The sequence below is a fragment of the Bacillus sp. FSL K6-0073 genome (assembly GCF_038006085.1).
In the GTDB taxonomy this organism is placed as follows: domain Bacteria; phylum Bacillota; class Bacilli; order Bacillales; family Bacillaceae_G; genus Bacillus_A; species Bacillus_A cereus.
In genome coordinates this window covers 1,438,422-1,464,579 of the sequence record NZ_JBBOUN010000001.1, presented here as the reverse complement: position 1 = coordinate 1,464,579, position 26,158 = coordinate 1,438,422, and the positions used below count along the sequence as shown (strand labels likewise).

Below are 26,158 nucleotides of genomic sequence, written 5' to 3'. Positions count from 1 at the left end.
TTGTTGCTATTAACAATACCAAAGGACCATTTTATTTGTCAAACAATTTTTTATATTGTTTTTTTGCAGTTTAATTTCGTATCGTCTGGTAAGCGCTTTACTAATACCTTTGTTACTTCCCATTCGCCTTCTTCGTTATTAAATGTAATCGTTACCTTCTCAAATGGTGGAGCAATTTTCCCAGCAACACGTTCATACTTTGTCACTTCAATACTTGCTTGAAATAAATATGTACCGCTATACACTTTTTTTAAACTAATAATTTTAGGACATTGATAAGGTTTCAAACTTCCATATTGTTTTTCAATTGCTTTATTTATTTTTGGAAATAAAACAGAATAAAGTGCATCTTCCATAAGAGGTGCATCATATTGGGCTACCGACACACTCGGTGAAGTAAAAAATATAACACTACTGCATGCTATAAAACATAATAATTTTCGCATTATAACCTCCGTATTATCACGCGATTCTTTCTGCGTACGATAATTATCATACATAGAAATTCTGTTTTATTGTCTCCCACCACTCTTTTTCTACTCGATTATTATAAAAAAGCCCACAACCTTCTTTTATTTTCGTATAATGATACTCATAGTATAATAATCATAATAACAAAGGACTGTTCGTATATATAAAATGAGTCGTTAAGCAAACTGACTCTCAAGAACTGTCATGCTTTTTAGGAGAGGAGTATATTATGCTACAACATCTGTTTCCAAAACTGCGATTTGCACTCGTTGCAGTCGTTTTACTATGGATTAAAACATATATTGTGTACAAGCTAGCATTTGATATTAAAATTGATAATTTCTTTGAAGAATTCATGCTTTTTATCAATCCACTAGCTGCGTTACTTTTATTTTTCGGCTTAGCTTTACTTGCATCTAAGCACCGAAACCGAATTATAATTGGAATCAGTTTTATACTGTCATTTATTTTATTTGGAAACGCAATGTTTTATGGGTTCTATAACGATTTCGTTACTTTCCCGGTTTTATTCCAAACAAACAATATGGCTGATTTAGGGACAAGTATAAAAGAACTCTTTACGTACAAAACATTACTTTTATTTGCAGATGCAATTATTTTAATGTTTATTTCGCGTAAATTCCCATCATTTGGGGACAAAACACCACTTTCCCGCTCAGAGAAGCGAACTTTCTTTAGCGGTGTAACAGCTTTATTAGCACTACAAATTGTTGTATCAGTTATTTATAAACCACAAATGTTCTCACGCTCATTTGACCGTCAAACTGTCGTGAAGAATTTAGGTTTATACACATATCATCTATTTGATATTACGCTTCAATCCAAGTCCTCAGCTGAGCGTGTATTTGCAAGTGGGGATGGGTTTTCTGAAATTAAAAACTATACAGACTCAAAAGACAAACAAGTTGATAAAAACTTATTTGGGGCTGCAAAAGGTAAAAATGTAATTTTAATTTCAATGGAATCTACACAAAGCTTTGTTATTAATAAAAAAATAAATGGAAAAGAAATTACACCATTTTTAAATGAATTTATTAAGGATAGTTTCTATTTCGATAACTTCTATCATCAAACTGGACAAGGTAAAACTTCTGATGCTGAATTTATCGTTGAAAACTCACTTTATCCGCTAGATCGTGGTTCTGTATTCTTTACTCATGCAACAAATGAATACACAGCGACACCAGAACAATTAAAGAAATACGGATATTCTTCTGCCGTCTTCCATTCAAATGATAAAACGTTTTGGAATCGGGATGTAATGTATCCTGCGCTTGGATATGATCGTTACTTTAATTTAAATGATTACGCAGGAACGGAGCAAATGTCTGTCGGTTGGGGATTAAAAGATAAAGAGTTCTTTGAACAATCTATTCCAAAGTTAAAATCTTTACCGCAACCGTTCTATACAAAATTTATTACATTAACAAATCATTTTCCATTTCTTCTAAATCCGGAAGATCAATATGTTGATGAATTCAACTCGGAAAGTGGTGTTGTAAACCGCTACTTCCCAACTGTTCGTTACACAGATGAAGCTCTTAAATTATTTATTAAACAATTAAAAGAAGAAGGATTGTATGATAATTCCGTTATTGTCATCTATGGTGATCATTACGGTATTTCCGAAAACCATAACGCAGCTATGGCACAGTTCCTAGGAAAAGATACTATTACACCATTCGATTCTATGCAATTACAACGAGTCCCTCTTATTATTCATGTGCCTGGCCAAGAAGGAAAAGTTGTTTCTAAAGTATCCGGTCAAATTGATATTAAGCCAACGCTCCTTCATTTACTTGGTATTAAAACAAATAAATCCGTTGAATTTGGAACTGACTTATTTATTAAAGAGAAAGACCCGCTTATGGTAATGCGTGATGGTAGCTTTGTTTCTGAAGAGTATGTTTATACAAAAAATATGTGCTACAAAAGAAGTACGGGTGAAGAAGCTGACATGACGCTATGTCAGCCGTATATTGAAAAAGCAAAAACAGAATTAAAACTCTCCGATAAATTAATTTATGGAGATTTATTACGCTTCGATCCTAATAATCGATATAAAACTGGAACGATGACAACGAAATTTGAATAGTAAAGGAAGCAACTTTATACAAGTTGCTTCCTCTTTTTATTTTCACTTAATTTTCAAACCATCCTTCTATGAAATCTTTCACAAATTGGTAATTTCTTTCGTATGAGGAATAAATTTATGGTATGATAAAATAAGTAAACTTTCATACACTAATTAAGAATTTATTACAGAAAGCAAGGGATCAGATTTTGTATAGAGCAGCTATTCCAAACTTATTTACGCTCGGAAATTTATATAGCGGATTTTTATCAATCGGCTATGCATCTTTAGGATATTATAAATCAGCTGCTATTTTAGTACTTATCGGGATGATGTTAGATAGTCTTGATGGTCGTGTTGCTCGTTTATTACGTGTTGATTCACAAATGGGAAAAGAGCTCGACTCGCTTGCAGATGTCGTAACATTTGGTGCAGCACCAGCTGTTTTAATGTATTACACATCTTTCTCAAACTACGGAATCATCGGATTATACATAGCGGGATTATTCCCTCTTTTCGGAGCATATCGTTTAGCACGATTTAATGTAACACCATCTTCTACTTCAATGAAATATTTCACTGGAGTACCGATTACAGCAGCGGGAGGGCTTGTTGCTTTCTTAACGTTATTTTCACATACCATTCCAAAAATCGTTCTTATTACCGTATTTGTAACGTTCGCATTTTTAATGGTGAGCCGCATTCGTATCCCAAGTTTAAAAGATGTACCAATTCCACGATATAGCATCATTATTACACTATTTTTAGTTGGAATCATTATTACAATGTATCAAACAGGATTTGGAAATTTTTCTGTTTTCTTATTCATTGCCATTCCACTATATATTTTGTACATGTTATCTCAATTCATTAGACAAAGACCGTCTAAAAAAACAAATAAAGAAAAATAAGAAAACCTTCCGAGTCCGGAAGGTTTCTTTTTATTTTGTGACTAATACCTTTTCATTTACAGGTGTTACTGGCTCTTCGCCGTTTAATACAGCTAAAATATTTCTAACAGCCATTTCAGCCATCGCATCACGAGTTTCAAATGTTGCATTCCCTACGTGTGGAGCAAGTACTACATTCTTTAATTCTTTTAACTCTTCTGTAATTTTCGGTTCAAATTCAAACACGTCAAGAGCTGCTCCTTCAATTTCATTCGTTTTTAATGCATGAGCAAGTGCTGCTTCATTCATAATTGGTCCACGTGAAGCATTTACAATATACGCTGTTTTCTTCATCATTTTAAACTGCTCTTCATCAATCATATGATGTAATTTTGGATTATAAGCACAGTTAATTGTAATAAAGTCTGCTGTTTGTAATAATTCTTCCAACGTCACATACGTTGCTCCCAGTTCACTTTCAGCTTCAAGCTTACGATTTGGCCCTGTATATAAAACATCCATTCCAAATGCTTTCGCACGTTTTGCAACAGCCTTCCCGATTTCTCCAAGACCTATAACTCCGATTGTCTTACCATGGACTTCTCGTCCCAAGAAAAATAACGGTGCCCATCCGTTAAATCCGGTCGTACGACATAACGTATCCCCTTCAGGAATTCTACGCGCCGCTGCTAAAAGAAGTGCAAATGTTAATTCTGCAGTCGCTTCCGTTGATACTTTCGGTGTATTCGTAACTGCAATTCCTTTTTCGCCCGCATACGTGTAATCAATATTGTCGTAACCAGCACCATAGTTTGCAACAATCTTTAAATGAGGCGCTGCATCAATAACTTCTTTTGGCACCTTTGTCGAAAGTAAACTTAACAATGCATCTTTATCTTTTACACGCTCTGTTAATTCATCTATAGAAATTAACTCCTCTTTATCGTACATTTCTACATCATGATCTTTTAATAGTTCTAATCCAATTTCCGGAATTTTTCCCGCTACTAATATTTTTGCCACTACTAACACCTCTTCTATAGAAAATAAGATATCTCTTATATTTCATTGTAAGAAATCCACATATAAAAACCAAGGAATTTGATTATAGTTTTAAAAATCGACACTTTTCCATGAAAAAAGAGGAGATGCAACTCTCCCCTTTTCTTACGCTTTTTCCTGCGATTCTTTTCCAAGCTTCACATCAATAGTTCCTTCTGCAACCGTATCGCTAATTTGCTCCTCAATAACCGATTGAGATGCAGCATTCGTTTCAGAAGTATAAGCTTGTTGCTGTGCACCTTGTACATTTTGTTTATTTTGTTGTTTCGCCATTTCTTACCCTCCTTTTCATTCTTTCTTATTTTGAACAAAAAGGACGGTTTTCATCAAAAAATTGCGTTTCATTTTGAATTTGTTACTTCTTCTTCAAGCGACCTCATTACTCTTGCTCGCTTCGTAAATGTTGCAACCTGAGTAACACCGTGAGCTCGTAATGTTTGTACATTTTCTTGTACATAATTCCCTAAATCATTTGGATAATGGGCATCCGAAGAAATCGTAATTGGAACACCATACTTAGCTAATACTTGTAAATATAGTGGACTTGGGCACATTTCACGAACAGGATAACGATAGTATAATCCTGCATTTATTTCTGTTGCCGTATTCGTTTCTACTAACGCACAGGCAATTTCCTCATAATAAGAAAGCTGTTCATTCTCATCCAATCGATAATTAAATACCTTTATATTATCAAGATGAGCGATAATATCAAATAACTCGGTACGAATCGCACTCTCAACTGTTTTAAAAAACATATCATATAATGCGCGTAGGTCATGCTTCTCAAAATATTCTTTCGTATCTGGATTATCAAATCCCCAGCCATTTAGAAAATGAACAGAACCAATTATATAATCAAAGTCTCCTAGCGCTAATAATTCTTTTAACTCTCCTTCACAACCAATAAAATAATCCGCTTCAATTCCAAGTTTAAGTGTGACACCTCTTTTACTCCATCGTTCTTTCGCCTCTTCAATAACCTTTGTAAAATCATACAGTGAAACTACCCTTACTTGATCTAACCATTCCTTCTGTATACGACCGAGCTTAGAATCACTAATATCTACATATTTTTCATAATATCCTTTCGCTTCATGAAAACGATATAGATGATCAACAATTCCCACTTCTTTTATACCTTTTCGCACAGCTTCTTCTAAATAGAGGTCCATCCATTCTGTTGTAAATGGCCCTTCCTTCACACGCTTTTGCAAACGCTCTTGTGTTTTCATAAGCCAATCAATAGAATGCCTTTCTTGAAGCGGTTCATAACGTTCCAGCGCTTCATTTATTTTAGAAAGCCATCCTATTGAATACGGTCCTTCTTCTAAGTGAAGATGATAATCTACTTTCATATACATTCCCCCTTATAATGTATCTATTTCCCTTCTATCCCCAACTTTCGAAAGCTTTCCATTTCGTTCTTTCACCTCTCGCATGACATCTTCCAATGTAATATTTTTTTCAGCTAATAAAACGAAACAGTGATAAAATACATCAACCATTTCTTTCACTACTTCTTCTTTATCATTATTTTTACATGCGATAATTACTTCAGCACACTCTTCACCAATTTTCTTTAAAATTTTATCTTCTCCTTTTGAAAATAAATAATTTGTATACGATTCAGGAAGTGGGCTTTCCTTTCGTTCTTCAATTGTTTTATACAGCAACTTAAAGGCATTTTCCATATGTATCCCCCTATATAATTTGATAGTGAAAACATGTCTTCTCTCCCGTATGACAAGCAGGTCCTACTTGTTTCACATTCATAACAATTGAATCTTGATCACAATCTAAATATAAAGATTGCACATATTGAACATTCCCTGATGTTTCCCCCTTATTCCATAACGACTGCCTCGAACGAGAATAAAACCATGTTCTTTTCGTCTCTAACGTTTTTTCATATGCTTCTTCATTCATATAAGCTAGCATTAAAACTTCTTTCGTACCTTCTTCGATGACAATTGCTGGTATTAATCCTTTTGAAAAATTAGGTTTCATAACCGCACCTCAACATTTGCATCTCTTAATTTTCGCTTTACACTCTGCACTGTCGCCTCACCATAATGAAAGATGGATGCCGCTAACGCTGCATCAACTGTTGTCTTTTGAAAAACTTCTATAATATGATCCGTATGACCACAGCCCCCTGATGCGATGACTGGAATGGAAACACTTTTTGAAATTTCTTCTGTTAAACGAAGGTCATATCCGCTTTTCGTTCCATCTGCATCCATACTCGTTAACAAAATTTCACCTGCCCCAAGTTTAACAACACGCTTCGCCCATTCTATAGCATCCATTCCTGTGTCAACTCTTCCGCCGTTGACATATACGTTCCATTTACCTTCTGCTACTTTTCTAGCATCAATTGCCACGACAATACATTGTGATCCAAAGTGTTCTGCCCCTTCTTCTATTAACTTCGGGTTTCGCACTGCCGCTGAGTTTATTGAAACTTTGTCTGCTCCAGCTCTTAGTAAATTGTACATATCTTTCACACTTGAAATCCCCCCGCCAACCGTAAGAGGAATAAATACTTTAGCTGCTGTTTTTTCTACAACATCTATAATCGTTTTTCTTCCTTCATGAGTCGCTGTAATATCTAAAAATACGATTTCATCTGCCCCTGCCTCGTTATATGCTTCAGCTATTTCAACCGGATGACCGACATCTTGTAATCCTATAAAATTTACACCCTTTACGACTCGCCCTTCTTTCACATCTAGACATGGAATGATTCGTTTCGCTAACATAACTTCGTTACCTGTAACACTTCTTCTAAATCAATCGTTTTCTCGTAAAGCGCCTTTCCAATTATGACACCATATATATTCATATCATTTAACTTTTTCACATCTTGAATAGATGCCACTCCTCCAGAGGCGATGAGACGAATGCCCACACTTTTTTGAAGTATCGCTAATTGTTCAAAATTTGGACCTGCAAGCGTCCCGTCTTTCGAAATGTCTGTAAACACAATCGTTTGAACACCTAAACTTTCCATTTGTTTCGCTAAACTAACGTAAGAAATTTCAGACAGATCAAGCCAACCTCTCGTTGCTACGAAACCATTTTTCGCATCAATTCCAACAATGATTTTCTCTTTATATAGACGAACTGCTTCCTCTAAAAATGACTTATCATAAAGAGCTGCTGTTCCTAAAATCACTTTTTCTACACCTGCTGACAATAACTTCTCCACCGTTACAAGTGAACGAATTCCTCCTCCCACTTGCACAGGAATACGTACCGCCTTGCAGATTTTTTCAATGACGGGCAAATTTAACGACTCGCCAGCAATTGCACCGTCTAAATCAACAATGTGTAGTATTTCCGCTCCAAGCTTTTCAAATATGATCGCCTGCGCTACCGGATCTTCATTCATCACCGTTTCTTTACTAAACTCTCCTTGATAAAGTCTAACGCATCGCCCTTCTTTTAAATCGATAGCTGGGAAGATTTCCATGCTTCTACCACTCCTTGAAAATTTTTTAATATTTGCATGCCAATTTCGCCACTTTTTTCTGGATGAAACTGTGCACCAAATACATTTCCTTTCGCGACAAACCCTGGTATTTGCATTCCATAATCACTTACTCCGCATACAATTTCATCTGGACAATCCGCGTAATATGAGTGAACATAATACACGAAAGAACCATCCACTAATCCATTCCAAAGCGGAAATTCTCTTTCCTTCCTTAATTCATTCCATCCCATATGAGGAATTTTATACGAAACTTTTAACTTACGAATTTCACCTGGTAGTAAACCTAATCCGCTACAATCTTTTAGTTCCTCACTTCGTTCAAATAAAAGTTGCATGCCCAAACATATACCGAGGAGTGGTTTTCCTATGTCACAAACTTCTTTTAGTACACACACTAAATCTCTTTCTTTTAATACTTCCATCGCTTTCGGAAATGCACCTACTCCCGGTAGAATCACGCCATCGCTTCTCAATATCTCTTCTTTATCACTCGTTACAATGTACTCTGCGCCAGTATATTTTAATGCTTGCTCTACACTGCGAATATTCCCCATTCCATAATCTATAATGGCAATCAATTACAACATCCCTTTCGTTGAATTTACACCAGTAATGTTGGCATTTTTTTCGACCGCTTCTCTAAGCGCTCTACCAAAAGCTTTAAATAATGCTTCAATTTTGTGATGTGTATTACTTCCGTATAGAACGCGCGCATGTAATGTAATATTGGCAGCATGTGCAACTGCTCTAAAAAATTCTTCCGTCAATTCTGTATCAAAATCCCCAAGCTTCGGATTTATTAATTCCCCTTGAAATACACAATATGAGCGTCCACTTATATCAATTGCAACAAATCCTAAAGATTCATCCATCGGTACATACGCGGAACCGTAACGATTAATTCCTTCTTTATTTTGCAATGCTTCTTTCAAGCAATTTCCGAGTACAATTCCAACATCTTCAACGGTGTGATGTGCATCGACAAATACATCACCTTCTGCCTCAACTTGCAATCCAAATCTTCCATGTCTAGCAAATAAAGTCAGCATATGATCGAAAAAACCAACCCCCGTTTGAATAGATACACTCGTACTTTCATCAAGCTGCAAACTTAATTTAATTTTTGTTTCTGTCGTCTCACGTGCTTGACTGGACTGACGCATTATTTTTCCTCCTCAAACCTTATTTGGATTGCTCTCGCATGTGCATGTAACCCTTCTTTATTTGCAAGCTCTACAATATGATGCTGTACATTTTTTAATGCTTCCTCTGTATAAGAAATAAAACTTGATTTTTTCACGAAATCATCGACTGATAACGGAGAAAAAAATCTTGCCGTTCCGCTCGTTGGTAATACATGATTCGGTCCCGCCAAATAATCCCCGAGCGCTTCAGGTGCATATGGCCCAAGGAAAATAGAGCCTGCATGTTTCACATAATCTAGAGCATTCATCGGTTCTTTTATATGTAACTCTAAATGTTCTGGAGCAATTTTATTTGATAACTTTAGTGCCTCCTCTAAAGAAGCAACGATAAAGATGGCTCCATTTCTATTTATTGATTCACGTGCAATTTCACTTCTTGGTAACGTTTCTAACTGTCTTTCTACCTCTTTTTCTACTTCTTTAGCTAGTTCCATATTCGTTGTAATACAAATCGCCGTTGCTCTCTCATCATGCTCTGCTTGCGATAATAAATCCGCTGCGATATATTTTGCATTACCTGTTTCATCCGCGACAACTACAATTTCTGATGGACCAGCAATCATATCGATATTTACTATTCCGTATACTTCTCGTTTCGCTAGAGCGACGTACAAATTTCCCGGTCCAACTATTTTATCCACTTTCGGAATCGATTCCGTCCCGTATGCTAACGCAGCAATTGCTTGTGCTCCACCTATCGTATAAATTTCATCTACTCCCGCAAGATCTGCAGCAGCTAATATATGCGGATCAATTCCTCCTTTCCTCGGCGGTGTTACCATTACAATCTTTTTCACACCTGCGAGTTTCGCCGGCAATACATTCATTAATACTGAAGAAGGATATGAGGCTGTCCCACCCGGTACATATACACCTACATTTTCTAACGACCGAATGAGTTGCCCTCTAATTATCCCTTTACTTTCACAATCGAATATTGAGTGCTTCTTTTGCTTTTCGTGATACGAAACAATGTTTTTCTTCGCCTCTTTTAAAGCTTCTAAAAATGAATTCTCTACAAACATACTCGCTTGCTGTATTTCTTCTTCACTTACACGAAAATCTTTCATCTCTACACCATCAAACTTTTTTGTATAGAAAGATAAAGCCTCATCTTTTCCTTCCCTTACATTTCTAATGATTTCTCTTACACTTCTTTGAACAGTTTCTTCTATTATATTAGCGTTTTCTCTTAGCACTTTTATTTTAGATAATGCCTCCTTAAAATCTTCATAAATGATTTCCACTTTAAATCCTCCTATTTCCCTGATAAGATTTCTTGCTCCATCATATTTACAATACTGAATATTTCGTCTTTTTTAGTTTTTAAAGCTGCCTTATTCACAATCATCCGAGCCGATATAGAGTGCATTTCCTCAAATACAATGAGTCCATTCTCTTGTAATGTTTTTCCTGTTTCAACAATATCTACAATTGCATCCGCCAATCCAAGAAGAGGAGCGATTTCTACAGAACCTTCTATTTTAATAATTTCTACATCCTCTCCCTTATCATGAAAATAAGTAGAAGTAATATGCGGGTATTTCGTAGCAATTCTTTTCTTCCGGTAACTCTTCGGATTATACGTAGGAATAGATGCCACACAAAACTTACAAATCCCCACTCCTAAATCCAGCATTTCATAAATATCTTTCTCGTTTTCCATTAAAATATCTTTTCCAACGATGCCAATATCAGCTACCCCATGTTCTACATAAGTAGCAACATCAACCGCTTTTACTAAAATAAATGAAATATTTGTATTTTTACTTTGAAATACAAGCTTCCGACCTTTATTTTTGAGCTCGGAACAATCAATTCCAATCTGCTCAAAAAGTGGAATGACATGTTTTTCTAATCTTCCTTTCGTTAACGCAATTTGAATGTTACGCATGAAGCCTCTCCTTCTTTCTGGACTACCCATTTCTCATTCCATACATATTCCACTAAGTATTCATTCTTTGCCTCAACGACCGTTCCTATTTTATTTTTTCTTGCGAATTGAAAGGTATCGCTTAAATTAGAGAATAGAGATAACCAAGCATTTTTTCCATCCTTTCGAAGTAAATTTCGTAGCCTTTCTGCTTCCGCTATTGTATTTAACTCATAATGAATCACAATATCAATTTGATTTCGTTCATATGGTTCTTGCTGCTCTTGCAGCGCCTTCACAATTTGATTTACTTGTACCGCGAGTCCAACAGCTGGCAGCATTTCTCCAAAATTGCCAATTAGCTCATCGTATCTTCCGCCACTAACGATTTCTTCTCCAATTTCATATATATATCCTTTGAAAATAACACCCGTATAGTAATCTAAGTGTTGAATCATGCCCAAATCAATTGATATGTAAGAACCATATCCTAACGTTTCAATTGTTTCATACATTTCTTTTATTCTTGCAATTGCCATTTTCATTTCATTACTTGAAGCAAGCTTTTCTGCCTCCTCAATAACTTCTAAATTTCCAAATAGCCTTGGCAATTTCTCAAGTAACCTTACTGTCTCATCGCATCGATCTAATTTCTTTTCTCCGATAAAATTTGAGAGGGCAGCATAATTTTTACTTTCTATATATGTTCTAAGTACCCTTTCTTCTTCATCATGGATGGAGAGTTTTTTTACAATACATTTATATAACTGTACTTGCCCAATCTCAATTGTAAAAGATTGCACCTTCAACTTTTGAAGTGCTTGAATGACACTTATTACACATTCAATTTCAGCTCTTACATTATCAATCCCGATAACTTCAATACCACTTTGTACGATTTCATTATATTTTCCAGAATGGGATTCATTCGCTCGAAATACATTCCCGCTATACGTCACTTTAAGTGGCGTATCCCGTCTCTGTGTTCCAATAACTCTCGCTAAAGGAATTGTCATATCTGGACGTAAAACGATAATCCTTCCCTTTTCATCAAAAAATTTATACATCTTCTCTTCATCTATCGGTCTATTTTGAAATGCAAAAACATCATAAAATTCAATTGTAGGTGTTCTTATTTCCTCATAACCTCTCTCTAAAAAAGTAAGTCTTAGTTTTTGTTCTACTTCTTCAATTAACGTACATTCTTCGAATAAATAATCTCTCGTTCCATTCGGGTTTGCTCGTTTCCATTTTGTCATCTAAATTTTCACACCTTTCCCCTTCTAATGTATGCCTATTTCATTCCCCTAAGCCGAAAATAAAAAGAGCCTTGTAGACAAAATACCTACAAGGCTCTTCAGTAGAGTGTAGGTACAACGGGAATAACCCTTGTACCTACACGTTTTCACGCTAGGTTCAAGGGTTTCATGTATGATGATGTAGTTGTGTAAGCATTGTAATAGATTGCACGATATTCATAATACTTACTCCCTTTCTCCTCTGATTTTCACATAGTATATAACAGTTAATTTTGAATGTAAATACATTTTTAATATTCCGTCATTTTTTTAATGTAAAGCCACTTTTCTTTCATACTCTTTTATTTCTTGTTCATATTGCATTGTAATACTAATTTCATCTAAACCATTTAATAACTTCTCTTTCCACATTTTCTCGATTGTAAAATGGAATCTATGCGTATTCGTTGTCATTATTTCATTTTCTAAATCAACTGTAATTTGTTCCCCCGCATCTGTTTTAGCAAGTTGTTCACGCATATCTTTATCCATTACAATCGGTAACATGCCATTTTTCATACAATTCATATAAAAGATATCGGCAAATCCTCCAGCGATAATAACGCGGAAACCATAATCAGCAAGTGCCCATGGAGCATGTTCTCTAGATGAGCCACATCCAAAATTATCACCTGTAATTAATATGCTGGCTCCTTTTCTTTCTTGTGCATTAAGCGGGAAATTAGGGTTTTCTTGGCGATTATTATCATATCGCCATTCATCAAATAAAAACTTCCCAAACCCAGTTCTTTCAATTCTCTTTAAATATTGCTTCGGAATAATTTGATCTGTATCAATGTTATCATTCATCAGTACTGCGGCCGTACCTTTATGAATACGAAATGGCTCCATCATAACTCTCCTTTCTAATATCAACAAAATGACCATATAACGCAGCCGCTGCCGCCATTGCCGGGCTAACTAAATGCGTTCGTGCTCCCTTTCCTTGTCTTCCTTCAAAATTGCGATTTGACGTAGAGGCACAATGTTCCCCTTCAGGCACTTGATCTGGATTCATACCTAGACACATTGAGCATCCGGGCTCTCTCCATTCAAATCCAGCTTCTTCAAATATGCGATGTAACCCTTTATGCATCGCTGCTTCTCTTACCCTTTGAGATCCAGGTACAACAAGTGCTCGCACACCTTCTTTTACTTTTTTACCTTTCACGACAGATGCAGCAATTTCTAAGTCAGAAAGCCTGGAATTTGTACAAGATCCAATGAAAACATGTTGAACTGGAATGTCATACGTACTTTGTCCGGGACTCAATCCCATATAAGAAAACGCTCTTTCGTCATTTGCATCATGCTTTTCTGGCAATTTCTCATCAATCCGAACGCCCATACTAGGATTTGTTCCCCACGTAACGTACGGCGCTAAATCCGTAACATCCACTAGAATATGTAAATCATAAACTGCATCTAAATCTGTATAAAGTTCTGACCATTTTTTCTTAATAGATTCATAGTCTTTCGGTGCATATTTACGCCCTTTTACGTAAGTAACCGTTTTTTCATCTGGTGCAATAATGCCAGCCTTTGCTCCCCCTTCAATTGCCATATTGCAAAGCGTCATCCTCTCTTCCATATCCATAGCATGAATGGCCTCTCCGTAAAATTCCATTACGTAACCTGTTCCAACTGCTACTCCGTACTTTGAAAGAAGGTGTAAAATAATATCTTTCGCATAAACACCTTGCGGTAACTTTCCTTTTAACTCAATGCCCATCGCTTTCGGCTTTCGTTGCCATAACGTTTGCGTTGCCAATACATGTTCCACTTCACTCGTACCAATACCAAACGCTAGTGCGCCAAAAGCACCGTGTGTTGCTGTATGACTATCACCACAAACAATCGTTTTTCCTGGCTGCGTAAGCCCAAGTTCTGGTCCTATTACATGAACGATCCCTTGCTCTTCATCTCCGATATCCGCTAATGGCACCTGAAATTGTTTACAGTTTTCCCGAAGTGTATCTAGTTGCTGCTTCGCAATGCGGTCGGTAATATTCCAAACATCTTTCGTTGGAATATTATGATCCATCGTTGCAAATGTTAAATCTGGTCTGCGGACTGTTCGATTTGTAAGCCGCAAGCCTTCAAAGGCTTGCGGTGACGTTACTTCATGAACAAGATGTAGATCGATATATAATAAATCCAATCCATTTTCATTAGTCGCAACTACATGTCTTTCCCAAAGCTTATCTAGTAACCTTTTCCCCATTATCTTCCTCTCCCTACTAACGCTTGCTCTTCCATTTCTTGAATAACTGCCTTTGTAAATGAAGTTGTCGTTTCAGTCCCCCCGATATCTGCTGTACATTTTCCTGATTTAAGGACTGCAGAAACTGCTTCTTCAATTGCATATCCTTCTCTCGTTAATCCGAACGATTGCCCAAGCATCATTGCAACAGAACGCATCATCGCAATTGGATTCGCCTTATTTTTCCCCGCAATATCCGGTGCTGATCCGTGAATAGGCTCGTATAATGAAGGTCCCTTTTCAGCGTGACTTGCTGATGGAAGCATTCCTAATGATCCAGCTAATACTGAAGCCTCATCACTTAAAATATCACCAAATAAATTTTCCGTTACAATAACGTCAAATCTTCCTGGATTCCGAATTAATTCCATAGCTGCTGCATCTACTAAAATGTGTTCTACTTCCACATTTGGGTAGCGAATTGCTACTTCTTCTGTCACAGTTCTCCATAATTTACTAGACTCTAAAACATTCGCTTTATCAATAGATGTTACTTTTTTCTTCCGCTTATTCGCTAATTGAAAAGCATACGAAACGATACGTTCAATTTCATGGCGATGATACGTAAGTGTATCTGTCGCCACTTCTTCCGTTCGCTCTTTCGGATAAGAAAAATAAATTCCGCCTGTTAATTCACGAACGACAACGAAATCAATTTCATCAGCGTTTTTTAATGGTGATAAATGTGCAGTTGCACTTTCTACCGTTACAGGGCGAACATTCGCAAATACACCGAGTCCTTTTCTTAATGCTAATAATCCTTTCTCAGGCCTTTCTTTCGCACTATCCCACCTTGGTCCACCTACTGCTCCAAGTAAAACCGCATCACTCGCTAAACAGGCGGCAAGTGTTCGCTGTGGTAATGGTTGCCCAGTTAAATCGATAGCAACACCACCAAAGTACTCATCTTGCAAATGAAAATGATGTCCATATAGCCTTTCTACCATATGCAATACTTCCTTCGCACTTTCCATTAATTCTGGACCAACACCATCACCAGCTAAACAAACGATACGTTTTTCCATTTTTAACACTCCTTTTAACCGAATTTTCAGAACTTTAATTTGATAGGTGAGGAAAGCTTCTCTCACCTATCAAATATTTATTTCACAAGCGCTATAAGAGATTTTAATTTCCCTGCTGCATGGACATATGCTCTTGCCGACGCTTCCAATACATCTTGCGCAACACCAAAACCTGATACTTGATGCGTTCCTTCTTTTAATTCAACATGAACATGAGCCAGTGCGTCTTGACCTTGTGTAATAGATTGTATGCGATAATCCACCAATTCACATTCTAATTCTAAAATTCTTTGGATTGCATTATAGATCGCCTCAATACTACCAGAACCAGTGGCTGCATCTTCGTATGCATTTCCTTCTTCGTCTTTTAGTACAACTGTCGCGCATTGTGTACTATTTGATACGAAATGAACTTGTAGTTGCGTAATGTTATATTGCTGAGCTGCAAATGCTGCTTCACCAAGCATAAGCGCACGTAAATCTTCCTCAGTAATTTCCTTCTTACGATCAGCTAATTTTTTGAACGCTTCAAACACCGCATCTCGTTCTTCCTTTGTAAATTCATAGCCAAGCTCTTTCATTTTTTCTGTAAACGCGTGACGTCCAGAATGTTTTCCAAGTACGAATAGATTTTGAGATTCGCCTATTAGCGCTGGTTCAATAATTTCATATGTTGTCACTTCTTTTAAAACACCATCTTGATGAATTCCGGATTCATGAGCAAAAGCATTCGCTCCAACGATCGCTTTATTTTTCGGTACAACCATACCTGTTAATCTGCTTACTAATGTACTCGTCGTTTTAATTTCTTTTAGCATCATAGAAGACTCCGCCTTATAGAAATCTTTTCTAATATGAAGAGCAACTGCGACCTCTTCTAGCGCCGCATTACCTGCTCTTTCTCCAATTCCATTAATTGTTCCTTCTACTTGCAACGCTCCGCCTTCAACCGCAGCTAATGAATTTGCTACTGCCATCCCAAGATCATCATGACAATGACAAGAGAAAATTGCTTTTTCATATGAAGGAACGGATTCTTGTAAGTATTTAAAAAGAGAATAATACTCTTCCGGATTCGTATATCCAACTGTATCCGGAATATTAATTACATTCGCTCCTGCTCGAATCGCAATTTCTACTGCTTCAGCTAAAAATGCTCTCGATGTTCTTGTCGCATCTTCTGCAGAAAATTGTACTGTCGGAAATAATGATTTTCCAAGCGTAACCGAGCGATGAATACTATTTAACACATCTTCTTTTGACATACAAAGTTTATATTTCATATGAATATCACTCGTAGCTAGAAATACGTGTAGACGAGGGGATACAGCACCTTTCACAGCTTCATATGCTCTTCGAATGTCACTTTCTTTCGCTCTAGCTAAACTCATAACCGTAGCATTTTGAATTGTATTCGCAATACGTTTTACCGATTGGAAGTCGCCTTCGGAAGCTGCCGCGAATCCAGCTTCCATTACATGAATACCAAGCCTCTCTAATTGCCTAGCAATTTGTAATTTCTCTTGTTCATTTAAATTTACTCCTGGTGATTGTTCGCCATCACGAAGCGTTGTATCCATGAACAAAACCTGCTTCATATTATTTAACCCCTACCTTTACTCGCGGCTGTACGAAAGGCATCATTTCACGTAATTTACGTCCAACTACTTCGATTTCATGTTTATTCTCTTTCTCATTTGTCGCATGGAAATTTGGTCTTCCTGCTTTATGTTCTGCAATCCATCCTCTTGCAAATGTACCATCTTGAATTTCTGCTAATACTGCCCCCATCGCTTTCTTCGTATCTTCAGTAACAACGCGTGGTCCTGATACGAAGTCTCCCCACTGCGCTGTATCAGAAACTGAATATCTCATATTTTCAAGTCCACCTTCGTACATAAGGTCAACGATTAGCTTCAGTTCATGTAAACATTCAAAATATGCAAGTTCAGGCTGATATCCCGCATCAACTAACGTTTCAAACCCAGCTTTTACTAGCGCAGTTACTCCGCCGCAAAGCACAGCTTGCTCTCCAAATAAATCTGTTTCTGTTTCTTCTTTAAATGTCGTTTCTAATACACCAGCTCTCGTCGCTCCAATCCCATCAGCATAAGAAAGTGCCTTTTCAGTCGCAACTCCTGTTGCATCTTGGTATACTGCAAATAATGCAGGAACAGCTCCGCCCTCGACGAACGTACGGCGTACGAGATGCCCCGGTCCTTTTGGGGCTACTAGAAATACATCTACATTAGCTGGTGGTTTTACTTGACCAAAGTGAACATTAAATCCATGTGCGAACACGAGAGAGTTTCCAGCCTGTAAATTTGGTGCAATTTCAGCTTCATATACTTCTGGTTGTAATTCATCAGGCAGTAGAATCATTACTACATCAGCTTTTTCCGCTGCTTCTGCTACTGTATATACAGAAAATCCATCTTCATTCGCTTTATCCCAAGACTTACCTTTTCTTAAACCTACTACTACATCAAATCCGTTATCACGTAAGTTTTGCGCATGCGCATGACCTTGCGAACCATATCCAATGATTGCTACTTTCTTTTCTTTTAATACATTTACCGTTACATCTTTCTCATAATAAACTTTTGTCATTTTCATTTCCCCCTATATTTAAATGATTATTGAATTAACATAACTTGCTTATCTTGTTTTTTCATACTACGCGTAAATGCTGTTACACCTGTTCTAGCAATTTCTTTCAGACCGTATGGACGAAGTAATTCGATTAACGCTTCTACTTTATCTTGCGTACCTGTTACTTGCACAACTATGGAATCCTTCCCAACATCTATTACAGCGGCTCGAAACGGTTCAATTAAACTATATAATTCTGCTCTTGCTACTGATGTTGCTACTTTAATAAGTGCAAGTTCTCTAGCAATCATCGCTTCTTCTGTAATATCTGATACTTTCAGAACATCAATTTGCTTATGAAGTTGTTTAATTAACTGCTCCACTTGCTGTTCATTTTCAACGTGTACAACAATCGTCATCCGCGATATGTCCGATGATTCCGTATGACCTACTGAAATACTTTCAATATTAAAATGTCTTCGTGTCATAACCCCTGTAATTCGGTTTAACACACCACTTTGATTTCGAACTGTCGCTGTAACAATTCTCTTCACCTTTTTTCCACTCCCTCCATTTGGTGAACACCTTTCCCTGGCGCAACCATCGGCATTACCTTTTCTGATTGAAGTACACGGCAATCAATTACGACTGGTCCTTGTAATTCAATCGCCTGCTGTATTTGCTTCTTTGCAAGAAGTGGATCCTCTATGCGAACTCCTTTTATGCCATACGCATTCGCAAGAGCGACGAAATCTGGTTGACACGACAATAAAGAGTGCGAGTATCTTTGATTATAAAATTCATCTTGCCATTGTCTTACCATTCCTAAAGCTTCATTATTTAAGATAAATACTTTAACAGGCAACGAGTGTTCTTTTAACACACTTAATTCTTGCAAGGTCATTTGAAATCCGGCGTCACCGACAATTGCAATAACTAGTTCCTCAGGCTTTGCAATTTGCGCACCGATTGCTGCTGGAAATCCGAACCCCATCGTTCCTAATCCACCAGAAGTTACCCATTTATCTGGATTTTTCAGCGGATAATATTGCGCTGCCCACATTTGATGTTGCCCAACGTCTGTTGTTACAATCGCTTCTCCCTTCGTAATTTCATATAACATATCAATTGCGTATTGAGGCTTAATACTTTCAGAGTTTCTTTTATAAGAGAATGGATATTGTTCTTTTCTCCCCTTTAATAAAGTGATCCATTCATGATGATTTTCTTTTCCCCCTTCTGGTTCAAGTAATACTTCCAATGCCCGCTTAGCACTTGCAACAATAGGAATTTCAGTCGGCACATTTTTCCCGATTTCTGCTGGATCGATATCGATATGTGCAACAGTAGCCCCTTTAGCAAAATAAGCTAAATTCCCTGTAAGCCGATCATCAAATCTCGCACCTACATTAATGAGTAAGTCACATTCATATAACGCCATATTGGCTGTATAAGAACCGTGCATTCCTCCCATTCCTAAAAATAGTTCATCATCTGGTGGAAAGCCACCGAGACCAAGTAATGTATGCACAACAGGAATTTCATATTTACGAGCAAAACTTGTCAATTCTTTCGAAGCTTTCGCATGCAATATACCCGCTCCAGCTAAAATTAACGGTTTTTTTGCGGTTTCAATTACTTTGAGTAATTTGTTTATTTGAAGTAGATTCGGTTCATAATTAGGGTTATATCCTGGTAAATCCATTTGTACATTGCTACATCGCTCACCTTTCTCGACTACCATATCTTTCGGAAGGTCAATAACGACTGGTCCTGGTCTTCCTGTTTTAGCAATATGAAATGCTTCTTTAATAATTCGAGGTAAATCTGAGGCCTTTCGCACTTGATAGTTATGTTTTGTCACTGGCATCGTAAGTCCCATAATATCTGCCTCTTGAAAAGCATCGCTCCCAATTAACGTTGTTGCTACTTGGCCTGTAAATACTACAAGTGGCAATGAATCAATCATTGCATCAGCTAGACCCGTAATTACATTTGTAGCACCTGGTCCACTCGTTGCAATTACAACCCCTGGATGCCCTGTAATTCTGGCATATCCTTCAGCAGCGTGAATTGCCCCTTGCTCATGCCTTGTTAAAATATGCGGAATTTCACAATCATACAATGCATCATAGAGAGGTAAAACGGCACCACCCGGATAACCGAAAATCACTTCTACCCCTTCCTTTTCTAGCGCTTCTAACAATAGCTGTGCACCAGTTGCCAGTTTCTCTTCCGTTTTTGAAGACATTGTTCTTATAAGCCCCCTTTTTCAAACTTTTATACAATAAAAAAATCCTACGTCCACACTCCAGCTATGTGCTGAAGGGACGAAAGATTTCGCGGTACCACCCTTCTTCGCAAGAATACTCTTGCCTCAGTGATCCATAAATGGATCTAGCTAATAACGGAGCTACCGTCTAAGCCTAGACAAATGCTTTAGCTTAGCACTCAAGGGCGATGTTCGTCGACGTGAACCATCGGTTTTCAGCAACCACCGACTCTCTGTGAGGCTTCACAATCAACTACTCCTCCCTATCAACGCTTTCTTATGTTAAAAAAGTTGTTATCCAACTTTATTTTCTTCGTAAATTTTCTCTCCATCTTCTACAACTAACTTACGAAACTCTTCTAATAAACGGTTCGTATGTGGACCTGTTTGCCCTAAGCCAATCGTTCTACCATCTACTGTCGTAACAGCAATCACTTCAGCAGCTGTTCCTGTTAAAAACACTTCATCAGCTACATATACATCATGTCTTGTAAATAACTCTTCTCTTACGTCATACCCAAGTTTTTCGCCGATTTCTAAAATAGCGTTTCGTGTAATACCTTCTAACGCTCCAGCAGAACTTGGTGGTGTAATTAATTTATTTCCTTTAACAATAAACACGTTATCTCCTGATCCTTCAGCTACATATCCTTGATCATTTAACATAAGTGCTTCTTGTACTCCAGCTAATTTCGCTTCAATACGAACTAAAATATTGTTTAAGTAATTTAAAGATTTTACTTGAGGGGATAAAACATCGGGACGATTTCGGCGCGTTGCAACCGTTACAACTGGAATCCCTTTCTCATAATATTCTTGCGGGAATAAAGATAATTGTTCTGCAATTACTACTACATTCGGCTTCTTACATGAATCGGGATCCAATCCAAGATTTCCTGCTCCTCTTGATACAACAAGGCGAATGTATCCATTAGATAATTTATTTTGTCGAATCGTCTCAACAACAATATTTGTTACTTCATCTAATGAATATGGAATTTCTAAAAGGATTGATTTTGCTGATTCATACAGCCGGACAAGATGCTCTCTCAAACGGAAAACATTACCGCTATAAACTCTAATTCCTTCAAACACTCCATCGCCATATAAATAGCCATGATCATATACTGAAACTTTTGCCTCATCTTTTGGAACAAATTCTCCATTTAAGAAAATCCATTGCTCATTCACTAGAAGCGCCTCCTATGTTCTATGAATTTTTTATTGTTTCCTAGTTTACTCTCCTTTCTAAATAAATCAAGTGAATTTTTAGAAAATTTATAATTTTTAATCGTACGTACTTCTTTGCTTATACTGATTTAACAACATTGTTAACGTTTACAAAAAAACCAAAAATTTTTTTCGCTAATTTCCACTAAAAAAATATTTGTTTAAAAGAAGGATTTTCATCAATTGATACGAATCTATTGTATTCAATAAACGGACGTCCGATTTTATAAATCTGGGAATATATAACGACTTTTGCTGAAAAAGGGGGGAAATAACAAAAATAGCGCTGTCTAAAAATAACATTCATATTTTTCATTTCGTAATCATAATCCTATTTTTAAAAAACAATTTGTCAAAATAAAGGAGGAAATAAATATGGCGTGTGTACAAATTAAAGGAACGAGACAAGAGGTAGTAGAAATGCTGCAATTATTTGATCTAATGGATACGAAAGGTTTTTGTAAATTCGATAATTACGTAGAGGTAGAACCAAATACGAAAGAACATAATCATTTTATTGCTTCAATCGACATCCATTCAAATACTTCTTCAGCACAAGATACATTAAACGATCAATTCGTTAGTCAAATGCTTACTGGCGTATATAACGACTAAACAAAGATTTACTTCCTACCGTCTTTTCATAAATATATGCAGTGAACTTGGGCATACTAGCAATTAGATGGTAGGAGGTGAGAATTATGGCTAGAATTGGCGTTGAAAACTCATTAACAGACGTTCAACAAGCTCTTCAACAACAAGGTCATGAAGTTGTTACACTTAACTCAGAACAGGATGCACAAGGGTGTGATTGTTGCGTTGTAACTGGGCAAGATTCTAATGTGATGGGCATTGCAGATACATCAATTAAAGGATCAGTCATTACAGCTCACGGTTTAACAACGGATGAAATTTGTCAACAAGTTGAAAGTCGCACTTAAAAAATGAAAGAGGACTCCTTTTAAAAGGAGTCCTCTTTTTTATATTCACCTAACGGGAAAGTAACATATACTGGATGAAAGCCCTACCTCTCTCTCATCATTACGGTTCCACTGACCGCTCCTTGATTCACTAGTATACATATATAGCTTACAAATACAATTTATAGGGTTTGTTCACAAAAGTTGTTGATAAAATTACCCGATCTTTCGCAAACTTTTCGTATTGCATTCATAAGAGATATTTACTTTACACTAGCTGTAACCGAGACACGAATTAAAATTATAACACCAATACAATAACTTGTCAATTTTTTTCGGTAAATTAAAAACAGACATTAACGGTTTGTCTGTTTTAGAATGGAGCTTTTTCTTTTATTACATATACAACAAAGCCGCTTACTAACATAAATAAGCCAACTACTAAGTTTTTGATATTAATCATAAATTCCTCTCCCTTATTCCACACATCATATATATTTACATTTCAATTATTCCGATCATCCTAAAGCGCACTTTTTCTAATATATCATAATTCCTAAAAAATGCAAGTTCACTTTTGACGACCATTCACAAATTTATCTACAGTGCTTGGTACAGTATTTAAAGCCTTTTCAATTAAATGTGTACTGCTGTTGAGATGTAATACTTGCACCCCATTAGAACCAACTACTAAAAAAGCTACTGGACTAATGGAAACCCCAGCCCCGCTTCCTCCTCCAAATGGATGCCCTTGTTTGTTCTCTTTATGCTGATTTTGCCCACCGTTATGTTTTTCAGCAATGAAATCCCCTTTAAAATCACTTCCACCAGCTCCAAAACCAAAAGCCACTTGAGATACTGTTAATACTACATTTCCGTCAGCTGTTGAAACCGGGCTCCCAATAATTGTATTTACATCTACCATCTCTTTTAAATTTGTCATTGCCGTTTTCATTAAATTTTCAATTGGATGTTCCATTATGTATTGCACCCTTTCCTCATTATTCCTTTTTATATTTTCCAAAATAGAGGAAGTCATACTAACTTTTCCTATTTCAAAAAAACATTTTCCTTCTTTTAAAAGATACTACTCCCTGTACATGCTCCGGTATAGTGAAACTTTAATCAGTGGGATGTGTACGTAGCTCGACTCCCACAAATAGCGGGATAAAAAAGAAAAAGAGATACATACTACTATTGAACCTTGTTATGAAAGGAGTCATGACTTTGACTGAGAAATTTGATGATTATAAAAGAAGAGATAGAATAGATAGTGATTATAGTGACTATAAAGAAGAGTACGCCGCTGAGGTTGCACCACAACGCATTGATTATAATTACGATGATAAAGACGATAAAGATGTTGTAAAATCGTCCGCTGCTGGATCAACTGCTGGTTTTATCGCTCTTGCGCTATCTATCTTATCGCTATTTACATTTCCAACACTATTTGGTCTTGTTTCTGTTTTACTCGGTATTTACGCTTATAATCGCGGAGCTACTGTAACTGGCGGTATCGCTGCAGTTGTCGGTGGAATTGCTGCACTTATCGCAATTTTATTCCGAGTAGCACTTATTGGTCTATTGTTCTCCCTGTTCTAAAAAAGAAAAAGGTATCTCGCTTAACGCGGGATACCTTATCCTGTAAACACATCTTCCGATGGATATTTTATTTTTTGTTTTGCTGGTCGCGCTAAAGAGAACACAAGTGTTAATGGTCCAATTAATCCGCAGAACATAACAAACATAATAATACATTTTCCGAATGCCGATAGCTGTGCAGTAATTCCCATCGTTAATCCGACTGTGCCAAACGCTGATATTGTCTCAAATAATAATTGAATAAAGCTGAAGTTTTCTGTAAGCATTAATATGAATACCGCTGCTAAAATAAGTATTTGACTGGCAACAGCAATTGCTAATGCCCTCGTTACTGTCGACATTTTAATTGTACGCTGAAATAAAACAATTTCCTCCTTTTTTCTAAAGAAAGAAAGGACAGATGTAATTAAGATAACAAACGTCGTTAATTTAATTCCTCCACCTGTCGATACACTTCCTGCACCAATAAACATTAAAATCATCGTAAATAATATAGATGATTCTTCCATACCTCCATAGTCAACCGTATTAAATCCAGCTGTCCGCGGAGTAATACCTTGAAAGAAGGAAGCCCATAGTTTTTCATTTAAAGATAAATTCCCTAACGTCTTCACATTATTATATTCCAATACAAAAATTACAATCATTGCTATAACATTTAGCACTACTGTTCCAATAATCATTATTTTTGAGTGAAGTGATAATTTTCGAAAACTGCGACTATACCATATATCAATTAATACGGTAAAACCGAGTCCTCCGATTACAATTAAAGAGCAAATCCCAATATTAATAATGGGATCCCCCTACATATCTTGTTAAATTATCTGGCCATAAAGCAAATCCTGCATTATTATAAGATGCAATTACATGAAAAATACTATAGTATAAACCTTTTCCAAAACCAAACTCTGGAATAAAGCGAAACGATAAAAAAATGACCCCAATAAGTTCAATACAAATCGAAAATATAAAGACACGCTTTACTAATTTTACAAGACCACCTATATTGGTTTGATTAAATGCTTCTCCAATTAATAAACGATGGCGTAATCCGATTTTTTTACCTAGTACCCAAACAATTAAAATGGCAATTGTCATAAGACCTAGACCACCTGTTTGAATTAAAAACATAATAACAATTTCGCCAAACATCGTAAATGTACTTGCTGTATCCACTACTCCCAAACCAGTTACGGTCGCTGCTGAAGTTGCTGTAAAGAAAGCATCTACCCAACTAATATGTGCTTTCGTTGCGAATGGTAATTTTAATAACAAACCGCCAACCACAATTAAGCAGAAAAAGCCTAATGCTAATATTTGTGGTGGGTTTAATCGTATAAGACGATTATACAGCCCTTGTTTTTTTGTTACGTTCATATCACTAACTCCCTTATTAAAGTGAAACTTTCCCCTCATAAATAAAAAGCTTTTTAAAAGCCCTTAAATAATTGGGACAAACCTTATATTCTCATAATATAGTTGAGCATAATCTTTTTTTTCATAGATTACAACTTTTATTTATATTCAGATTCCTTTTCGTTTTTATGCTGGAAAACTCTATATCCTAACTCAATATTGCTAGCAATAACAATTTCATATGTACTATTTTTCAAATCCCCATATCTTTCACTCTATGTTCACATAGAGGTCACATCCACCTTTTATAGTATATGTATCGAAGCTGTTCCTCCCTAATTTATAAGACATTCCCCAGTGTCTTTGAATAGCTTCCATCCCTAATTAAATTGACATAAATTGTCCCCTTCCCTTGACCATCTTATAAATGATGGTCTTATTTTTTGTTTGCTCTATCTTTTATTCCACTATTTGTGGGCAATAAACGCCCGATTGGTTA

Annotated in this window: 28 protein-coding genes, 1 pseudogene and 1 other annotated feature; of the genes and pseudogenes, 5 read left to right on the top strand and 24 right to left on the bottom strand. The window is 36.6% G+C overall.

Features of this window, described 5'->3' with window-relative positions:
• Positions 1 to 50: 50 nt before the first annotated feature.
• Positions 51 to 446 carry a DUF3888 domain-containing protein gene (locus MHB52_RS07725; RefSeq protein ID WP_001228751.1) on the bottom strand — a complete coding sequence of 132 codons (396 nt, stop codon included), beginning with the start codon at positions 444 to 446 and terminating at the stop codon, positions 51 to 53.
• A 254-nt stretch (positions 447 to 700) separates the two neighbouring features.
• Between MHB52_RS07725 and MHB52_RS07720 the strand changes: the two genes are divergently transcribed.
• Together MHB52_RS07720 and pssA are read left to right on the top strand one after the other, a co-directional pair.
• Complete coding sequence (locus MHB52_RS07720) at positions 701 to 2,587, top strand: LTA synthase family protein (RefSeq protein WP_000939082.1); 1,887 nt, start codon at positions 701 to 703, stop codon at positions 2,585 to 2,587.
• 188 nt (positions 2,588 to 2,775) lie between these two features.
• Positions 2,776 to 3,477, top strand: a complete 702-nt coding sequence (pssA, locus tag MHB52_RS07715; RefSeq protein WP_000285418.1) for a CDP-diacylglycerol--serine O-phosphatidyltransferase — start codon at positions 2,776 to 2,778, stop codon at positions 3,475 to 3,477.
• Positions 3,478 to 3,507: 30 nt separating this feature from the next.
• Here pssA and MHB52_RS07710 read toward each other — a convergent pair whose 3' ends face one another.
• The 20 genes from MHB52_RS07710 to ilvE all read right to left on the bottom strand — a co-directional run bounded on the left by MHB52_RS07710 (position 3,508) and on the right by ilvE (position 21,739).
• Positions 3,508 to 4,479, bottom strand: a complete 972-nt coding sequence (locus tag MHB52_RS07710) for a 2-hydroxyacid dehydrogenase family protein (RefSeq protein WP_001062840.1) — start codon at positions 4,477 to 4,479, stop codon at positions 3,508 to 3,510.
• A gap of 144 nt (positions 4,480 to 4,623) precedes the next feature.
• Entirely contained in the window at positions 4,624 to 4,791 is a 168-nt protein-coding gene (locus MHB52_RS07705) for a YozQ family protein (protein ID WP_001118878.1), read from the bottom strand.
• A 68-nt stretch (positions 4,792 to 4,859) separates the two neighbouring features.
• Positions 4,860 to 5,876 carry a histidinol phosphate phosphatase domain-containing protein gene (locus MHB52_RS07700; RefSeq protein ID WP_000861856.1) on the bottom strand — a complete coding sequence of 339 codons (1,017 nt, stop codon included), beginning with the start codon at positions 5,874 to 5,876 and terminating at the stop codon, positions 4,860 to 4,862.
• A gap of 12 nt (positions 5,877 to 5,888) precedes the next feature.
• Positions 5,889 to 6,212: a phosphoribosyl-ATP diphosphatase gene (gene hisE / locus MHB52_RS07695; protein ID WP_000426356.1), complete on the bottom strand. Its 324-nt coding sequence runs from the start codon at positions 6,210 to 6,212 to the stop codon at positions 5,889 to 5,891.
• A gap of 10 nt (positions 6,213 to 6,222) precedes the next feature.
• Positions 6,223 to 6,528 (bottom strand): phosphoribosyl-AMP cyclohydrolase, encoded by a 306-nt coding sequence (gene hisI / locus MHB52_RS07690; protein ID WP_000803963.1) that lies wholly within the window; start codon positions 6,526 to 6,528, stop codon positions 6,223 to 6,225.
• Positions 6,525 to 7,283: an imidazoleglycerol phosphate synthase cyclase subunit gene (gene hisF, locus MHB52_RS07685; RefSeq protein ID WP_000880115.1), complete on the bottom strand. Its 759-nt coding sequence runs from the start codon at positions 7,281 to 7,283 to the stop codon at positions 6,525 to 6,527. Before hisF ends, hisI begins: the two co-directional genes overlap by 4 nt.
• Entirely contained in the window at positions 7,277 to 7,996 is a 720-nt protein-coding gene (gene hisA, locus MHB52_RS07680) for a 1-(5-phosphoribosyl)-5-[(5-phosphoribosylamino)methylideneamino]imidazole-4-carboxamide isomerase (protein WP_000402298.1), read from the bottom strand. The genes hisF and hisA overlap by 7 nt, the downstream gene beginning before the upstream one ends.
• Complete coding sequence (gene hisH / locus MHB52_RS07675) at positions 7,969 to 8,598, bottom strand: imidazole glycerol phosphate synthase subunit HisH (RefSeq protein ID WP_000560362.1); 630 nt, start codon at positions 8,596 to 8,598, stop codon at positions 7,969 to 7,971. The genes hisA and hisH overlap by 28 nt, the downstream gene beginning before the upstream one ends.
• Positions 8,599 to 9,183, bottom strand: a complete 585-nt coding sequence (gene hisB, locus MHB52_RS07670) for an imidazoleglycerol-phosphate dehydratase HisB (RefSeq protein ID WP_001249950.1) — start codon at positions 9,181 to 9,183, stop codon at positions 8,599 to 8,601.
• Positions 9,183 to 10,472, bottom strand: a complete 1,290-nt coding sequence (gene hisD, locus MHB52_RS07665) for a histidinol dehydrogenase (RefSeq protein ID WP_000402917.1) — start codon at positions 10,470 to 10,472, stop codon at positions 9,183 to 9,185. Before hisD ends, hisB begins: the two co-directional genes overlap by 1 nt.
• An 11-nt stretch (positions 10,473 to 10,483) precedes the next feature.
• Entirely contained in the window at positions 10,484 to 11,119 is a 636-nt protein-coding gene (gene hisG, locus MHB52_RS07660) for an ATP phosphoribosyltransferase (RefSeq protein WP_001244486.1), read from the bottom strand.
• The gene (locus MHB52_RS07655; RefSeq protein ID WP_000170290.1) at positions 11,095 to 12,357 is read right to left on the bottom strand and encodes an ATP phosphoribosyltransferase regulatory subunit; all 1,263 of its coding nucleotides are present in this window, start codon (positions 12,355 to 12,357) and stop codon (positions 11,095 to 11,097) included. Before MHB52_RS07655 ends, hisG begins: the two co-directional genes overlap by 25 nt.
• 309 nt (positions 12,358 to 12,666) lie before the next feature.
• The gene (gene leuD, locus MHB52_RS07650; protein WP_000433183.1) at positions 12,667 to 13,248 is read right to left on the bottom strand and encodes a 3-isopropylmalate dehydratase small subunit; all 582 of its coding nucleotides are present in this window, start codon (positions 13,246 to 13,248) and stop codon (positions 12,667 to 12,669) included.
• Entirely contained in the window at positions 13,226 to 14,620 is a 1,395-nt protein-coding gene (leuC, locus tag MHB52_RS07645; protein WP_000518104.1) for a 3-isopropylmalate dehydratase large subunit, read from the bottom strand. The genes leuD and leuC overlap by 23 nt, the downstream gene beginning before the upstream one ends.
• Positions 14,620 to 15,684 carry a 3-isopropylmalate dehydrogenase gene (gene leuB / locus MHB52_RS07640; protein WP_061663868.1) on the bottom strand — a complete coding sequence of 355 codons (1,065 nt, stop codon included), beginning with the start codon at positions 15,682 to 15,684 and terminating at the stop codon, positions 14,620 to 14,622. The genes leuC and leuB overlap by 1 nt, the downstream gene beginning before the upstream one ends.
• A gap of 77 nt (positions 15,685 to 15,761) precedes the next feature.
• Positions 15,762 to 17,282, bottom strand: coding sequence for a 2-isopropylmalate synthase (gene leuA, locus MHB52_RS07635; RefSeq protein ID WP_061663869.1), 1,521 nt, complete (start codon positions 17,280 to 17,282; stop codon positions 15,762 to 15,764).
• Between the two features lies 1 nt (position 17,283).
• Complete coding sequence (ilvC, locus tag MHB52_RS07630; RefSeq protein WP_103572823.1) at positions 17,284 to 18,300, bottom strand: ketol-acid reductoisomerase; 1,017 nt, start codon at positions 18,298 to 18,300, stop codon at positions 17,284 to 17,286.
• 20 nt (positions 18,301 to 18,320) lie between these two features.
• A complete protein-coding gene (ilvN, locus tag MHB52_RS07625; protein ID WP_000822946.1) occupies positions 18,321 to 18,830 on the bottom strand; it encodes an acetolactate synthase small subunit in 510 nt (169 codons plus the stop codon).
• Positions 18,827 to 20,527, bottom strand: coding sequence for an acetolactate synthase large subunit (gene ilvB, locus MHB52_RS07620; RefSeq protein ID WP_000095835.1), 1,701 nt, complete (start codon positions 20,525 to 20,527; stop codon positions 18,827 to 18,829). Before ilvB ends, ilvN begins: the two co-directional genes overlap by 4 nt.
• Before the next feature lie 72 nt (positions 20,528 to 20,599).
• Positions 20,600 to 20,827, bottom strand: a binding site (T-box leader).
• Positions 20,828 to 20,842: 15 nt separating this feature from the next.
• Complete coding sequence (gene ilvE, locus MHB52_RS07615; protein ID WP_001005486.1) at positions 20,843 to 21,739, bottom strand: branched-chain-amino-acid transaminase; 897 nt, start codon at positions 21,737 to 21,739, stop codon at positions 20,843 to 20,845.
• Between the two features lie 414 nt (positions 21,740 to 22,153).
• Here ilvE and MHB52_RS07610 point away from each other — a divergent pair, with 414 nt between their 5' ends.
• Together MHB52_RS07610 and MHB52_RS07605 are read left to right on the top strand one after the other, a co-directional pair.
• Positions 22,154 to 22,393 carry a DUF3911 family protein gene (locus tag MHB52_RS07610; RefSeq protein ID WP_000752512.1) on the top strand — a complete coding sequence of 80 codons (240 nt, stop codon included), beginning with the start codon at positions 22,154 to 22,156 and terminating at the stop codon, positions 22,391 to 22,393.
• A gap of 86 nt (positions 22,394 to 22,479) precedes the next feature.
• Positions 22,480 to 22,719 (top strand): YkuS family protein, encoded by a 240-nt coding sequence (locus MHB52_RS07605; protein WP_000101022.1) that lies wholly within the window; start codon positions 22,480 to 22,482, stop codon positions 22,717 to 22,719.
• 352 nt (positions 22,720 to 23,071) lie between these two features.
• On the opposite strand, the gene MHB52_RS07600 is transcribed toward MHB52_RS07605, so the two are convergent.
• Entirely contained in the window at positions 23,072 to 23,161 is a 90-nt protein-coding gene (locus MHB52_RS07600; RefSeq protein ID WP_000608227.1) for a hypothetical protein, read from the bottom strand.
• Positions 23,162 to 23,269: 108 nt separating this feature from the next.
• A complete protein-coding gene (ytfJ, locus tag MHB52_RS07595) occupies positions 23,270 to 23,737 on the bottom strand; it encodes a GerW family sporulation protein (protein ID WP_061663870.1) in 468 nt (155 codons plus the stop codon).
• 188 nt (positions 23,738 to 23,925) lie between these two features.
• Between ytfJ and MHB52_RS07590 the strand changes: the two genes are divergently transcribed.
• Entirely contained in the window at positions 23,926 to 24,300 is a 375-nt protein-coding gene (locus MHB52_RS07590) for a hypothetical protein (RefSeq protein ID WP_000136550.1), read from the top strand.
• 35 nt (positions 24,301 to 24,335) lie between these two features.
• Here MHB52_RS07590 and MHB52_RS07585 read toward each other — a convergent pair.
• Positions 24,336 to 25,680: pseudogene (locus tag MHB52_RS07585) on the bottom strand (TrkH family potassium uptake protein).
• Positions 25,681 to 26,158 lie beyond the last annotated feature (478 nt).

Coding starts and splice junctions, on each gene's coding strand:
- MHB52_RS07725 (WP_001228751.1), bottom strand. CDS start 446: ATGCGAAAATTATTATGTTTTATAGCATGCAGTAGTGTTATATTTTTT.
- MHB52_RS07720 (WP_000939082.1), top strand. CDS start 701: ATGCTACAACATCTGTTTCCAAAACTGCGATTTGCACTCGTTGCAGTC.
- MHB52_RS07705 (WP_001118878.1), bottom strand. CDS start 4,791: ATGGCGAAACAACAAAATAAACAAAATGTACAAGGTGCACAGCAACAA.
- MHB52_RS07700 (WP_000861856.1), bottom strand. CDS start 5,876: ATGAAAGTAGATTATCATCTTCACTTAGAAGAAGGACCGTATTCAATA.
- hisE (WP_000426356.1), bottom strand. CDS start 6,212: ATGGAAAATGCCTTTAAGTTGCTGTATAAAACAATTGAAGAACGAAAG.
- hisI (WP_000803963.1), bottom strand. CDS start 6,528: ATGAAACCTAATTTTTCAAAAGGATTAATACCAGCAATTGTCATCGAA.
- hisF (WP_000880115.1), bottom strand. CDS start 7,283: ATGTTAGCGAAACGAATCATTCCATGTCTAGATGTGAAAGAAGGGCGA.
- hisA (WP_000402298.1), bottom strand. CDS start 7,996: ATGGAAATCTTCCCAGCTATCGATTTAAAAGAAGGGCGATGCGTTAGA.
- hisB (WP_001249950.1), bottom strand. CDS start 9,183: ATGCGTCAGTCCAGTCAAGCACGTGAGACGACAGAAACAAAAATTAAA.
- hisG (WP_001244486.1), bottom strand. CDS start 11,119: ATGCGTAACATTCAAATTGCGTTAACGAAAGGAAGATTAGAAAAACAT.
- MHB52_RS07655 (WP_000170290.1), bottom strand. CDS start 12,357: ATGACAAAATGGAAACGAGCAAACCCGAATGGAACGAGAGATTATTTA.
- leuD (WP_000433183.1), bottom strand. CDS start 13,248: ATGGAGCCATTTCGTATTCATAAAGGTACGGCCGCAGTACTGATGAAT.
- leuC (WP_000518104.1), bottom strand. CDS start 14,620: ATGGGGAAAAGGTTACTAGATAAGCTTTGGGAAAGACATGTAGTTGCG.
- leuB (WP_061663868.1), bottom strand. CDS start 15,684: ATGGAAAAACGTATCGTTTGTTTAGCTGGTGATGGTGTTGGTCCAGAA.
- leuA (WP_061663869.1), bottom strand. CDS start 17,282: ATGAAGCAGGTTTTGTTCATGGATACAACGCTTCGTGATGGCGAACAA.
- ilvC (WP_103572823.1), bottom strand. CDS start 18,300: ATGAAAATGACAAAAGTTTATTATGAGAAAGATGTAACGGTAAATGTA.
- ilvB (WP_000095835.1), bottom strand. CDS start 20,527: ATGTCTTCAAAAACGGAAGAGAAACTGGCAACTGGTGCACAGCTATTG.
- MHB52_RS07610 (WP_000752512.1), top strand. CDS start 22,154: ATGGCGTGTGTACAAATTAAAGGAACGAGACAAGAGGTAGTAGAAATG.
- MHB52_RS07605 (WP_000101022.1), top strand. CDS start 22,480: ATGGCTAGAATTGGCGTTGAAAACTCATTAACAGACGTTCAACAAGCT.
- MHB52_RS07600 (WP_000608227.1), bottom strand. CDS start 23,161: ATGATTAATATCAAAAACTTAGTAGTTGGCTTATTTATGTTAGTAAGC.
- ytfJ (WP_061663870.1), bottom strand. CDS start 23,737: ATGACTTCCTCTATTTTGGAAAATATAAAAAGGAATAATGAGGAAAGG.